Source organism: Sorangium sp. So ce128, from assembly GCF_051525245.1.
In the GTDB taxonomy this organism is placed as follows: domain Bacteria; phylum Myxococcota_A; class Polyangia; order Polyangiales; family Polyangiaceae; genus Sorangium; species Sorangium cellulosum_B.
Genome location: NZ_CP150313.1, coordinates 9,686,913 through 9,700,796, shown reverse-complemented (window position 1 = coordinate 9,700,796; position 13,884 = coordinate 9,686,913). Strand labels below are relative to the sequence as shown.

The following is a 13,884-nucleotide window of genomic DNA, read 5'->3' as shown; positions in this document are numbered from 1 at the left end:
GGGCCTCGCCTTTGAAGAAGTGGCAGTGAAGGTGCCGAACCATTTGCCCAACATCGCCGGATCGAGGAAGCCCGCCCGAACCGCCCTTCACCAGCAGCGCAGAGTTGCGCCGTTCTTTCGAGCGCGGCTCCGCGAACGCTCGCGCCGCTCGACCCGGGTTGAGATGGCACCACGCTCGGCGCCGTCCACCGCGGAACTCCGGCTCCATCCGCCCCGGGCTTCGAGTAAAATACGACCCCATGGGCATTTTCATCGCACCGGCCTCTGGCGATATCGTCCGAGGCGTAAGTGTCGGGTTTGGGGCGGTGGCGGTGCTCTGGCGCGGGGGTGAAGCGCGGTCCTCTCTCGCGCCCATGCGAGCTCGCTCAGGAATAGCGACGCCCGCACGTGGGCATCGGGAAGGCGCGGCGCGGGGACGGGGAGCGCGGATGGCTTGATGCTCACCGCCTGTCCATGAGACGCTGCGCGCATGAAGCTGCTCCTGAAGACTATGGCGGCCGCTGCGGCCACACTGATCGCCCTTGGCTGCTCGATCGTGGACCCCAGCGACCGTGAGGAGCTGAGACAACAGATCGCGATGCTGCCGCCCGAGACGCTGTCGTCCTGGGATAAGTGGAACATGAATGTTAACGCGGTGAAGTGGCTCAAGCTATACAAGGACCCGAATGATCAGGTGGGCAAGCTCCAGTGCCGGTTGAAGGCCGGCGGCACCTGGAGCGGCTGGAACGACCAGGAGCCGACGTATACCGTCGCCGACTTGCTCGACTGCCTCCTCGAATCAGGAGATATCGCCGTAACCTACACGATGTGTGCCGACAAACTTCAAGCCGTGGACGGCAAAAACAGGGAGAGCAAGATCTTGCGTGAGGAACAGGTGCCGGGGGTGACGAATGTCGAGTGCAGGTTCGTTTGGGATTCCCGCTACGAGCCGGAGAAAGTGCCGTCCAACCTGACGAACCCCAGATCGATCACAGTCGACGAGCTGATCGACTGGCTGATCTCGCTCCCGGCGCCGCCTCCGGGATTTGCTGCCCCTCAGCTCGTCCCGCTCCTCTGCCCGCTCGGCGCTGGACCAGGCTGGGGGTGCCCACCTCGGCCAACGGACCTTCCGGGCGAGCAACCCACCGACCCGACGGGCGGTGAGCCAGGGGATTATCCATGAAGCTCAAAACGTCGCGCGTGTGGTACCTCATGCGGCGCATCGAGGTCGAGGCGGGCACGGCGAGTCACCTATTTTCGCCCCAGGATGCCTTGGGTCGGAACATGGACCTCGAGACCCTGGGCAGGCTGTGCGCCGAAGCATGGCACGACGACCTGCCCGAGGCGGATCGCGCATGGGCCGAGGCGCATCGGGAGAAATTCGGGAGGTGGGTCGACGATTCGCGGCCCGAGGCCATCCGCCCGAGCGTGGATGCGGGCTCTCCCGAGAGCCTCACGGGCAGGTTCGACAAGGAGCCCGCTCCGCCGTGGCCGATGCTGCTCGAAGCCGTCAAGAGCGCGTTTTTTGCGTTCGTCGTGGACTTCGGGCAGACGGTCGCGGGCGAGGGCGAGGGCGCGACGGGCGATCCGACAGCGCGCCTCCACCGGACGTCCATCTGGCGGGCGCTGGCGGTCGACGACGCCCCCGAGGTGGACCGGCCCTCGGCGCTCCGCGCCTTTCGGAGGGGGGTTCGGCGCGGGCGCCGCGGGCTCCCGAGATCCATGACGAGGCCCATCGCCCCGAGGCTGGAGCCTGCGCGGTTCTGGCCGGTGAATACGCTGCTCCATCTCCCTGGGCCGAGCGCGGCGCGCAACCGAGCCCTCTGGGACGCGTCGAGTCACTGCACGGATACCAAGGAGTACCGGGCGCTCCAGCAGGAACTGCGCGACCTCTATGCGAGCGCCTGGCGAGACGACGTGCCGGAGGAGGACCGCGAATGGGCCGAGTCCTACCGCCACTCCTGCGTGAACGAGGTCAACCGTCGCCGGCGAGACGCCGTGGCCCAGAGCGCGTACGAGGGCTATCTCCAGAGCAGCGACGGGCTCTTCGACGGAGAGCCCGCAAGGCCGTGGCCGAACCTGAGAGGCTACGACTCGGACCCATGGCGTGCTCTCGTGGATGCCGTCGAGGACGCGCCCGAAGGCGAGAGCGAGCTCGCGACCGCCGAGGCGGCAGCGCGCGAATTCTGGGACTCGCTCTACCGGGAAGCCCCGCCGTGGGACAGCGACCCGGCCAGGGTGCACTGGCTCGCGGCGGTCCGCGCCGCGCGACGAAAGGGGCTGTCCGGCGATGTTCCGCCGGACGGGGGGGCGTAGCGCTCACGGACTCCCATTTGCCTTTGGCGCGGAACTGCGGCTCCCTCCGCCCCGGGTCTCGACTAAAATTAGACCCCATGGGCTTTTTTCATCGCTCCGGTGGGATCGTTTTCTCCATGAAGAGCGCTCGCGCGCTCGCGCGCGCCGCCGGGGTGCTCGGCGCCGTGTTCTGCGCGGGGTGCGCGGCAGACCCGGAGGCCCCGCCGCCCGAGATCTCGGTCGGCACGGTCGACGGCACGGACGCCGTGCTCGCCCTCGTGCGCGGCGAGGGCACGGTCACGCTCTACGTCTGCGGCGGCGTGAGCAGCTACGCGATCATGACCCGGTGGTTCGAGGGAGCCGAGGACCCGAGCGGCGCGTTCTCGCTCGAGAGCGACGGGTGGATGGCCACCGCCGATCCGGGCGGCGAATCCGGCCGGCTGCGCACGCCTGAGGGCGCGGAGCTCGCCTTTCGCGCGCGCCCCGCGGCGCTTGACCGCATCGAGGGCCTCTACGCGGCGGTCGACGGCGGCTGCCGCACCGGCGCCGTCGTCTTCACGCCCGACGACACCGACGCGCCCGCGCTCCAGGGCACCTGGTGCGGCGCCGGCGATCTCTATGCCCAGGTGACGCCGATCCGCCCGCTGTCGGTGCTCGATCGGCGCGGGATCGAGGTGCAGGTCGAGCTCAGCGGCGCACGGAAGAAGCTGCTCGTGACCCCGCTCGTGCGACCCTGAGCCCCCGCCGCATCTCCGCCGTCCCGCCCTATCTCCGCCGTCGCGCCGCATCTCCGCCGCCCCACCGCGTCTCCGCCGTCCCACCGCGCCCGTCCCGCCGCAGCCCCGCCGTCCGCCCGCTCCGGCGTTGAATCCAGCCCCCGTCCGATCGAAGGTCAGCGCATGGCGGACGCAGCTCGGCCGCGGAGGCGGCACCTTGCCCTGCCCGCGTCGCGCTTCATCGGCCGGGACGGCGAGCTCGTCGCGATCGCCGAGCTGCTCCGGCGCGGCGAACGGCTCGTCACCCTCTGGGGCCCGGCCGGCATGGGCAAGACACGCCTCGCCCTGGAGCTCGCCAGCCGGTGGGCCGAAGCGCAGGCCGGCGAGGCCGTGTGGCTCTGCGAGCTCACCGCCTGCCGCGACCTGCGCGCCGTCTGCGGCGCGGTCGCGCGCGCGATCGGGGCGCAGGTCGCGGCAGGGCGCCGGGAAGCGACGCTCGTCGAGCGGATCGGCCGCGCCCTCGCGACCGAGGGGCCGGCGCTGCTCGTGCTCGACAACCTGGAGCACGTGCTCGAGCAGGCCGCGCCGGCCCTCGACGCGTGGGTGCGCGCGGCGCCCGAGCTCCGCTTCCTCGCGACGTCGCGCGAGCGCACCCGCCTGGCAGGGGAGATCAGCTACGAGCTCGGCCCCCTCGGCCTCCCCGCGGAGGGCTCGACCGAGCGCAGCGCGGCCGTGGCGCTCTTCCTCGATCGCGCCGCGGCCCAACGCGCTTCCGCGCCGCCGCCGCCGCCCGGCGACGAGCACCTCGCCGACGTCGCCGCGCTGGTGCGGCGCCTCGAGGGCATCCCGCTCGCGATCGAGCTCGCGGCGGCGCGCGAGGGCGTGCTCGGCGTGCGCGGCCTGCTCGCGCGGCTCGGGAGCCGGCTCGACCTGCTCGCGGGCGCGGCGCGCGGCAGGGAGGCGCGGCAGGCGACGCTGCGCAGCGCGATCGAGTGGTCGTGGGACCTCCTCGACGACCGCGAGCGACGGGCGCTCGCCTGCTGCTCCGCCTTCCACGGGCCGTTCACGCTCGCGGCGGCCGCCGCCGTCCTCGCGGAGCCCGACGCCGCCGCGATCGATCGGATCGAGGCGCTGCGCGACAAGTCGCTGCTCCGCGCGGCGCCCCCGAGGAGCGACGGGGCGACGCGCTTCGCGCTCTACGAGGTGGTGCGAGAGCTCGCCGCCGAGAAGCTCGCCGAGCGCGGGGAGCGCGAGGCCGCGATCGAGCGGCACGCTGCGTTCTACCTGGCCGCCGGCGAGGCGGCGGCCGGGGACTTCGAGCGGCGCGGCGCGCTCGACGCGCTCAACCGCATCGCCGGCGATCTGGAGGAGCTGCTCGCCGTCGCCGAGGGCGCGCCCGCCCCGGCGACGGCGCCTCGCGCCGGCTCCGAGGCGGCGGCCGAGCGCGCGCTGCGGGCGCTCTGCGCCGTCGAGCCCGTGCTCAGCACCCGCGGGCCGTTCGGGGCGCAGCTCGAGCTGCTCGACCGCGCGCTCGCGGCGGCCGAGGCGCTCGCGGCCGATCCGCGCGTCGTGGCCCGCGCGCTCGCGGCGCGGGGGCGCGCGCGGCGGCTCCGAGGGCAGGCGGAGGCCGCGCTCGAGGACCTCGAGCGCGCCCGCGCGCAGGCGGCGGCGCTCGGCGCAGAGGCGCTCCTCTCGGGGATCCTCGCGGATCTCGGCGTGCTCCACCACGGCCGGCGCGACATGGAGCGCGCGCGCGACCACTACGCGCAGGCGCTCGCGCTCCACCGCGCCCTCGGCGACCGCCGCGCCGAGGGGCGGGTGCTCGGCAACCTCGGCGCGCTCCACCACGACGAGCGCCGCGAGGGCGAGGCCGCCGCTTACTACGAGCAGGCGATCGCGATCGCGGCGGAGATCGGCGACGGCCGGATGGAGGGCATCTTCTCGACGAACGCCGGCCTGCTCGAGCAGGAGCGCGGGGCGCCCGCGCAGGCGCGGCGGCGCTACGAGCGCGCCGCCGCGATCCTCGGCGAGGTGGGTGATCTCCGGCTGCTCGCGATCACGCTCGGCAACCTCGGCGCGCTCCACCACGAGGAGGGGCGCCTCGCCGATGCGCGCGCGTGCCACGGCCGCGCGGTGGGGCTGCTCCGCGAGGTCGGGGACCGCCGCTCCGAGGGGATCGCCCTCTGCCGCCTCGGGGCGGCGCTCGCGTCGGTCGGCGAGGTGGAGGAGGCGCGGCGCGCGATCGAGCCCGCGGAGCGGCTGCTCGCGCAGCTCGGGGACGAGCCCGACGTGGAGCTCGCGCGGGTGGCGTCCGGCTTCGTCGACCTCGCGCTCGCCCAGGCGGCGCGCCGCGCGGGGCGGGGGGAGGAGGCGGCGGCGCACGCGGGCGAGGCGCGGCGCAGGATCGCGCGCGCCCGGGAGGGATCGCCGTCGAGCGCGAGCCGATCCGACGACGTGCGGCTGCTGCTCCGGATCCTGGAGCGCAGCCTGGCGGCGCTGGGCGGCCCGCCCGAGGCGCGGGCGGAGGGCGAGCTCCTCCTGACCGAGGGGGCGCGCTTCGTCCGCCCGCCGGGCGGCGGCTGGCACGACCTGCGCGAGCGCCACGCGGCGCGCCGCCTGCTGCACGCGCTGGCCGAGCAGCAGCGGTCTGCGCCCGGCCGAGGGCTCTCCCTGGCCGCGCTGAAGGAGGCGGGGTGGCCCGGCGAGCGGATCTTGCCGGACGCGGCGGCGAACCGGATCTACGTGGCGATGAACCAGCTGCGGAAGCTCGGGATGAAGCCGTGGCTCCGGAGAGACGCAGAGGGGTACTCGCTGGATCCGGCGCTGCCGGTCCACTACGTCGCGGTGGAGCCGGCCTCGGGGGGAGGGGAGGATTCGCGCGGGGGGAAGACGGGCGACGGCGAGGGCGAAGGCGGGGGGAGGCGGCGGTAGGGGGCGGCTCGCCGGCCGCCCGCGGAATGGCTGGGAGAGCGAGGGCGGGGGCGCCGCGGGAGGGCGCGCGAGTCGGTTTAAGAGGGGATTAAGGGGTGGTCCTGCGGCGGGGACCTAGCCTGTTCGGCGGAGGTCACGCCATGCGCATCATTGCTTCTGCTCTGCTGATCCTTGTCCCTGCCATTCCCCTCGCCGGATGCGGTGAGAGCGGTGAGCCCGAGCCGGCCGCCGCATCGAGCAGCGCTAGCAGCGCGGGATCAGGAGGTTTCGGCGGCGATGGGGTGGGGGCCGGCAGCACGGGTGAGGGCGGCGGCCCTGGTTGGGGCGGCAGCACGGGTGAGGGCGGCGGCCCCGGTTGGGGCGGCAGCACGGGTGAGGGCGGCGGCCCCGGTTGGGGCGGCAGCACGGGTGAGGGCGGCGGCCCCGGTTGGGGCGGCAGCACGGGTGAGGGCGGCGCCCTGGACGGCGGCGGGGGATCGCTGCCAGCAGACGCCTGGTATCGGCAGATCTCGAGCCCCGATGGCGAGTGGGCCATGGCCCTCGCGATCGATAGCGAAGCAAACGTCATCCTGGCTGGCAGCTCGATGGGAACGGCCGACTTCGGCGCGGGCGCCACGCAGATCGTCGGTTTCGAGGACCCCTTCGTCGCCACGTATGCAGACGACGGCGCCCTGCGCTGGGTCCGGCGCTTCCGCGGCTACCAGGCGATGGTCACGGGGGTCGCGGTCGACCGAAACGACGGCATCGCCGTCGTCGGCCACCACGCGGATGGTCCTCTCGAAGCCGGTGACCTCGTCCTGGAAGAGCCGGATGTAGACGACCCGGAGGTCGCCTTCGAGACGGGGGTCCCCTCGTCCGACATCTTCGTCCTCGCGCTCGATCGGGACGGCAGCCCGCGCTGGATGCACCGCCTGGGCGGCGGCGGCATCGACCAGGGAGGCCGCGTGACCGTTGGTCCCGGAAACGACGTCTTCGTGGCCGCCCAATCCGCGGGCCGCCTCACCCTCGCCAGGTTCGCCGCCGACGGGACGACCCGCTTCACGACGGACGTGGGACACCTGTCTGGACTCGCCCCGTTGTGGGCCCCGATCGGCGGGCTGGCCGTGGACTCCCGTGGCGACATCTTCGTCGCCGGCGACTTCACCGGCGACGCCGACCTCGGCGGGGGCGCCACCCTCGGGCTGAAAGGCAATCAGGCCTGGGTGGCGAAGTACTCTGGGGAGGACGGTGCCCACCTCTGGTCGAGGCACTTCGGCAAACCCAGGGACCTGGGTTCTAGCGCTGGCGATCTGGCGAAGGCGCTGATCGTGGACGAGCACGGCGACGTGCTGGTCGCCGGTCAGATCGAGGGGGGCGCCGACCTCGGCGAGGGACCCATCGGCACCGTGTTACGCGGCGCGTTCCTCATGAAGCTCGCCGGCGAGGACGGCGCGATCCGGTGGGTGAAGTCGCTCCCGACGTCCGGGGTCCGCTCGACCAGCCTCTCCTTCGCGCCCGACGGCCGGATCGCGCTCATCGCCTCGTTCGGCGGGCCCCTCAACCTCGGCGGCGGCGCGTTGGACGAGCTGGGAACGTACGTCGCCACCTACGAGCCAGACACCGGCGCATTCGTCGCGCAGCGGCGGCTCGTCGAGCTCGGCACCGAGCTCGGGGTGTCTGTCAACCCCGCCGTCTCCGTGCTCGACGCGAAAGGACACCTGTCGATCGTGGTGAACTTCCGCGAGCTACAGACCGGCTTCGGCTCCCTGAAGAGCAAAGGCTGGACCGACATCTTCCTCGCGCACCTGCCGCTCTGAGCCGGGCGCTCTCTCCGAACGTCATCCGTCCCTCTCCGCCTCCCATCGTCCGGCCGCGGCGGGGAGCGCGCGAGTCGGTTTAAGAGGGGATTAAGGGGCGGTCGCGCGGCGGGGATCTAGCCTGTTCGGCGGAGGTCACGCCATGCGCACCATCGCTTCTGCTCTGCTGATCCTTGTCCCGGCCATCACCCTCGCTGGATGCGGTCAACACCGTGAGATCGATCCGGCTGTCAACTCGAGCGGCGCTGACAGCGCGGGATCCGGAGGATCCGGCGGTGGCGGCGTGGCGGGCGGAGGCGCGGGAGGCGCTGGCCCCGGCTGGAGCGCCGATGGCGGCGGAGGCGCTGGCCCCGGCTGGAGCGCCGATGGCGGCGGAGGCGCTGGCCCCGGCGGCGGCGCCGACGGTGGCGGCGGCGCTGGCCCCGGCGGCGGCGCGGATGGCGGCGGGGGCGCTGGTCCCGGCGGCGGCGCCGATGGTGGCGGGGGCGCTGGTCCCGGCGGCGGCGCCGATGGCGGCGGGGGCGCCGGGGGATCGCTGCCAGCAGCGGCCTGGTACCGGCACATCATTGGACCCCGTGATCATTCTGCCGCGGCCCTCGCGCTCGATGGCGGGGCAAACGTCGTCCTGGCTGGCAGCGCCCTGGGAGGGGTCGACTTCGGCGCGGGCCCCACGCCGCTCATCGGCTTCAAGGACCTCTTCGTCGTCAAGTATGCAGACGACGGCGCCCTGCGCTGGGCCCGGCGCTTCGGCGGCAGACTGGTGTCGGCCACGGGGGTCGCGGTCGACGGAAACGACGGCATCGCCGTCGTCGGCGACTACTCGGGAGGTCCGTTCGACGCCGGAGCCCTCGGCCAGGTAGATCCAGAACCACACGCCCCGGATGTCGCCTCATCCGGCATGTTCGTCCTCGCGCTCGATCGGGACGGCGCTACGCGCTGGGTGCACCGCCCGGGCGACAGCGGCTCCGCCCACGGAGGTCTCGTGGCCGTCGGTCCCGAAAACGACGTCGTCGTCGCCGCCGACTCCGGAAACCGCCTCTCCCTCGTCAAGCTCGCCGCCGACGGGACGACCCGCTTCGCCACGGACGCGGGAAACCTGTACCAGGCCGCCAAGTTGGTGGTCCCGCCCCCGATCGGCGGGGTGGCCGTGGACAGCCATGGCGATATCCTCGTCGCAGGGACTTACTCCGAGGACGACATCACCGGCGGGACTTCGGACGGGGTGACGGGCGGTCTGGTCTGGGTGGCGAAGTACTCGGGGAAGGACGGTGCCCCCCTCTGGTCGAGGCGCGTCAGCGCATCCCAGGACATCGGGTTGGGCAGCGGCAACCTGGCGCAGGCGCTGAGCGTGGACGAGCACGGCGACGTGCTGGTCGCCGGCCAGCTCGCGCGGGGCGCCGCCCCCGGCGGGCGCCCGCCGAGCTACGGCACGCGCGGCGCGTTCCTCGTGAAGCTCGCCGGCGAGGACGGCGCGATCCGGTGGACGAAGGCGTTTCCAGCGCTGGCCGAGGAGGTCGGCTCGGCCAGCCTCTCGTCCGCGCCCGACGGCCGGATCGCGCTCATCGCCTCGTTCGGCGCGCCCACCGACCTCGGCGGCGGCGCGCTGGACGAGCCGGGAATCTACGTCGCCACCTACGAGCCAGGCACCGGGGCGTTCGTCGCGCGGCGGCGGCTCGTCGAGCTCGGCACCATGAACGGGTCCTTCGGCCGCACCGCCTCCGCGCTCGACGCGAAAGGACACCTGTCGATCGTGAGCAACTTCAACAACAGCGACGCCCCACAGACCGCCTTCGGCGCCCACACGGGCCTGGGCTTGAATAGCGTCCTCCTCGTGCGCCTGCCGCTCTGAGGCGGGCGGCGCTCCCCGAGCGTCAGCCGTCCCCCTCCGCCTCCTCTCCTCCCTGCTCCCTCCGCTCGGCCGCCTCGCCCGCGAGCGCTCCCGCCTGGATCGCCGGCACATCATCGATCGTGCTGGCCTCCCCCGCACCCTTGTCAGGCCGGTATCTCTTCACCCGCGCAGACCGCAGCGCGATCCTCCCGGGGTACCGCGGACTCGCCTGCACGCCGTCGAACGCGACCTCGACGACGATCTCCGGCCGCACGTACACCGTGTCTGCGTCGCGGCCGATCTCGAGCTCCAGCAGCCGCTGCGTCTGCCACGCGAGCACCTCGTCGGTCATGCCCTTGAACGTCTTGCCGAGCAGGACGAAGCCCCCGGCCGCGGGATCGCGCGCCCCGAGGTGCAGGTTGCTGAGCAGCCCCCGGCGCCGGCCGGTTCCCCAGTCGGCCGCGAGCACCACCAGGTCGAGGGTGCGTGCCCGCTTCACCTTGAGCCATGAGCCGCGGCGCCGTCCCGCCTCGTAGGGCGCGGCGAGCGACTTGGCGATCACGCCCTCATGGCCGCGGGCGAGCGCGTCGGCGAAGAACGCCTCGGCCTCGGCCGCCGTCGGCAGCTCGATGCGCGGGACGCGCAGCGACCGGTCGAGCACCTGCCGGAGCGCGGCGGTGCGCTCGCTGCCGGGCCGGTCGAGCAGATCCTCGCCGTCGAGGTGCAGCACGTCGAAGAACAGGGCGCGCAGCGGCAGCTCGGCGCGCAGCGCGGCCGCGTCGTGCGCGCGGCCGAAGCGGCGCATCGTGACCTGGAACGGGCGCGGCGCGCCGTCCGGGCGAAAGGCGAGCGCCTCGCCGTCGAGCACGACCGAGCGGACCGGGAGCGCCCGGACGATCTCGACAATCTCGGGGACCGCCTTCGTGACCGGGCCGAGGCCGCGGCTGAAGACGCGCACCTCGTCGCCGGCTTTGTGCGCCTGCACGCGCACGCCGTCGAGCTTCCACTCCAGCGCCATCGCGCGGAGCTCGCTCAGCGCCGTCGCGACGTCATCGGCCGACTGCGCCAGCATCGGCTGCACGGGGCGGAGCAGCTGCAGCGAGAAGCGCTGGAGGCCGAGCGCCCCCTCGAGGAGCGCGGCCTTGGCCACGTCCGCCGCGTCGCCGGCGAGCATCACCGCGCGCCGCAGCGAGGCCGGCGGCACCCGCGCCGCGCGCGCCACCGCGTCGACCATGACCGGCTCGAGCCTCTCCTGGCGGAGCTCGCCGGCGAGGAGCCGCCCGAAGAAGTCGCGCTCGAGATCGGTGGCGCGCGCGAACAGCCCCGCCAGCGCCGCGCGGCGCTCCCCCCCGGCCGCCGGCCCCGAGGCGCGCGCGATCTCCGTGAAGACCGCGTCGGCGTCCCCCAGGGTGAGCGCAGGCTGGGCGACGGAAGGAGAGGCCCGGCGGGCCTCGGCGAACACCGAAGGCCCGAGGCCGAGCCGCCCCTGGCGCACCCGACCGGTGAGCCAGTCGACGCCGATCTGCACCTCCGCGGGCGAGAGGCGGCGCAGGAGCGCGGCGAGCGCGCCGATCTTCTCGACACGGCGAGAGAGCGCGGTGACACGCTCGGAGGTGGCGACAAGGTCGGAAACGAGCACGCGGGCAACCCTACCCTGGCACCTCGAGAGCTCACGCTCGACGGGTCTTTTGACGAGGCCGCTGCAGGGTGTCCTCCGCAACCGAGCCGGGGAACTCCGCAGGATCGAACCTGGCCCATGGGCGCCAAGTGTTCTCCGCATGGGCCGAGAGAGCCTACCAAAGGGTGTAAGGCCGCGGAGCAGAAAAGCGCTCTCCCGCGCCGGAATGATGGTCACTCCCGCTTGCGACCACTTGCGGGGAGGGGCGAAGAATTATCATGTCATCTGCAGGCGAGTGCCTCGCTCGGCCGCCGCCGGCGCCGCGAGCAGGCGAGAGCGCGATCGCCTTTCAGAGGATCTCGTGTGCCGGATCTCGGGTGCTGCGCGCCATCGATTCGCGAGGTGCGAAGCGCCCGACGCGCCTGCACCGCCCCGCACGGGAGGGCGCGCGGAGCTGCCCCGCCGTGGCCGCAGACTCCCGAATACGCCGCGAGATGGCCCCAGCTGCGCCCGTCTCCCTCGACGGCGCGATCGCTCCGTTTAGTTGACCTCCGCCGCGGGCCTTGATACCGGGTTGGCGGTCGGCACGCCGTGGGCAGGTGAACACGGCGGGCGGGCGCGGTTTTCCTCAACCACAGCTCAGGAATAGCGCCCTCCGCTGACAAGGCCGCGAATTTTGGCCTTGGGAGCAGCTGGCTTGGTTTTTGCGCAGCACCTCTCCGGCAGCTGGACTGTACTGGAAGGAGCTGACGTGGTGTTGGTGTCCGCACGGGAAGGCGACGGAGGTTCTTCGATGGTGGAACGGCAAGTCCGGAAGCGGGTGGGCGTCGTGATGGGCGGCTCGTCGGGTGAGCGCGACGTGTCCCTGCGCTCGGGAGCGGCCGTCGCCGAGGCGCTCGAGGCCCGCGGGTACGATGTCGTGCGGATCACACTCGGGGACAGGTTCGGCGCGGAGCTCTGCGCGACGCTGCAGCGCGCGCGGCTCGACGCGGCGTTCCTGGCACTGCACGGACGTCTCGGTGAGGACGGGTGTGTGCAAGGCGTCCTGGAGCTCGCCCAGGTTCCGTACACGGGGTCGAGCGTGCTCGCGAGCGCCCTCGCGATGGACAAGCTGAAGGCCAAGGAGATGTTCCGGCTGCACAACGTGCCGACGCCTCCCTACTACACTGTGGGCGCGAATCAGGACCTCGAGGAGCTCGATGCCGTCCATGGCTCGTTCGGGTTCCCCGTCATCGTCAAGCCGCGCGGCGAGGGGTCGAGCCTCGGCGTGACCAAGGTCGGATCGCTCGAGGAGCTGAAGTCGGCGCTCGCGCTGGCGTTCGAGTTCGACGACGCCGCCATCGTGGAGCGGTTCGTGGCGGGGACCGAGGTCAACGTGGGGATCCTGGACGGGAAGGTCCTTGGTGCGATCGAGATCGTCCCGAAGAAGGGGCTCTATGACTACGAGGCCAAGTACACGCCGGGCATGACCGAGTACCACATGCCGGCGCGCCTCCCGCCGACCCGCTACCGCGGCGTCCTGAACCTGGCGGAGCGGGCGGCCCAGGCGCTCGGGTGCACGGGCGCGGTGCGGGTGGATCTGCTCGTGACCGGCGGAGAGAACGAGTACGTGCTCGAGGTGAACACGCTGCCGGGCATGACCCAGACAAGCCTCCTGCCGAAGATCGCGGAGGCCGCAGGCTACGAGTTCGGCGACCTGTGCGAGGCCATCCTGGCGAGCGCCAGGCTGCACCAGCCGGTGCGGCGCCGCGCGCCCGCCGCCTCGGAGCTGCGGCTCGGCGAGCGGGGACAGGCCGAGAAGCGGCTGCGCCTCGTGAAGTCGGCGATCTGAAGCGAAGGCGAGCGCGGCTCCGGGGCCACTGCCGGAGCCGGGGCGCGGCCAGCGAATCCAGGCGTAACCCGAACAGTCAAGCGCTCAAGGCACCCGCTTCATCGTGATGAAGTCGGTCGCCATGCCCTCGACGATGGGCTTGAGCTTGAACACGTCGCCTTCACAGCGGTACTCGAAGAGGGTCCCGGGGCGGTCCATGCCAGAAAAGGCGTTGGTCGCGGGCACGGGCATGTCGCGGCCGCCGAGCGTGGCCTTGGTCTCGACGCGCAGTCCGCTCATGTCGGCGCGCGTCGTCTTCCAGCGGCCAGGGCCCGCGGGCTCGTATTCCGCGCTCGAGCGGCCGTTCATCTTGAGCGTGATCCTCAGGGCCATCCCCGCCGTGGGCGCCTCGAACACGTTCTCGACGCCTCCCTCGCTCGTCTCGCAAACGTAGCTGCCACGCTCGTTGCCGTTGAACGTGCAGATGTATTTCCCGCGCTCGCTGACGACACGCGCGCCCGACGAGCTGCGCGCCAGCGTCTCGAGGAACTGATCGGCGTAGTCGTATTCCCATTTGCCCGCCGGGCAGCCCGCCGCCGGCGCCACGGCGGACGCGCCGCTCGGGGCAGGCGCAGCCGGCGCGGCCGCGGCGGTCGCGCCCGCGGACGCAGGCGCGCTCGCGGACTCGGAGCGGTCACAGGCTGCGAGCGCAGCGATCGACACCAAGGTGAACGGGAGCAGGTGCGGACGTGCCATGCGCCGAGGGTACGCGCCCAGGCGCGCAGTTGCACGCATCCTCCCCGGCGGGGCGTGTCGCCCTCGCTGCAGACCCCGAGCCCGTCGCAGAGGGGGCCTCGGCGAGCGGACATCATCCTGCGTGGACCGAGCGTCTGGGAAGAGCTTACGCCTCG

The 13,884-nt window shown here is 72.9% G+C and carries 9 protein-coding genes; 7 read left to right on the top strand and 2 right to left on the bottom strand.

Features of this window, described 5'->3' with window-relative positions:
* Positions 1-469: 469 nt before the first annotated feature.
* The 6 genes from WME82_RS36805 (at position 470) to WME82_RS36780 (ending at position 9,566) form a co-directional block, all read left to right on the top strand.
* Positions 470-1,162: a hypothetical protein gene (locus WME82_RS36805; RefSeq protein WP_438039138.1), complete on the top strand. Its 693-nt coding sequence runs from the start codon at positions 470-472 to the stop codon at positions 1,160-1,162.
* A complete protein-coding gene (locus WME82_RS36800) occupies positions 1,159-2,295 on the top strand; it encodes a hypothetical protein (RefSeq protein ID WP_438039137.1) in 1,137 nt (378 codons plus the stop codon). Before WME82_RS36805 ends, WME82_RS36800 begins: the two co-directional genes overlap by 4 nt.
* Before the next feature lie 116 nt (positions 2,296-2,411).
* Positions 2,412-3,011: a hypothetical protein gene (locus WME82_RS36795; protein WP_438039136.1), complete on the top strand. Its 600-nt coding sequence runs from the start codon at positions 2,412-2,414 to the stop codon at positions 3,009-3,011.
* 162 nt (positions 3,012-3,173) lie between these two features.
* On the top strand, positions 3,174-5,921 hold the full coding sequence (locus tag WME82_RS36790) for an ATP-binding protein (RefSeq protein WP_438039135.1): 2,748 nt from the start codon (positions 3,174-3,176) through the stop codon (positions 5,919-5,921).
* Positions 5,922-6,061: 140 nt separating this feature from the next.
* Positions 6,062-7,717 (top strand): hypothetical protein, encoded by a 1,656-nt coding sequence (locus WME82_RS36785; RefSeq protein ID WP_438039134.1) that lies wholly within the window; start codon positions 6,062-6,064, stop codon positions 7,715-7,717.
* Between the two features lie 142 nt (positions 7,718-7,859).
* Positions 7,860-9,566, top strand: coding sequence for a hypothetical protein (locus WME82_RS36780; protein ID WP_438039133.1), 1,707 nt, complete (start codon positions 7,860-7,862; stop codon positions 9,564-9,566).
* 22 nt (positions 9,567-9,588) lie between these two features.
* Here WME82_RS36780 and WME82_RS36775 read toward each other — a convergent pair whose 3' ends face one another.
* Complete coding sequence (locus WME82_RS36775; protein ID WP_438039132.1) at positions 9,589-11,184, bottom strand: ATP-dependent DNA ligase; 1,596 nt, start codon at positions 11,182-11,184, stop codon at positions 9,589-9,591.
* Between the two features lie 772 nt (positions 11,185-11,956).
* Here WME82_RS36775 and WME82_RS36770 point away from each other — a divergent pair.
* Positions 11,957-12,994 (top strand): D-alanine--D-alanine ligase, encoded by a 1,038-nt coding sequence (locus WME82_RS36770; RefSeq protein WP_437852439.1) that lies wholly within the window; start codon positions 11,957-11,959, stop codon positions 12,992-12,994.
* Positions 12,995-13,078: 84 nt separating this feature from the next.
* On the opposite strand, the gene WME82_RS36765 is transcribed toward WME82_RS36770, so the two are convergent.
* Positions 13,079-13,729, bottom strand: a complete 651-nt coding sequence (locus WME82_RS36765; protein WP_438039131.1) for a hypothetical protein — start codon at positions 13,727-13,729, stop codon at positions 13,079-13,081.
* Positions 13,730-13,884: the final 155 nt, after the last annotated feature.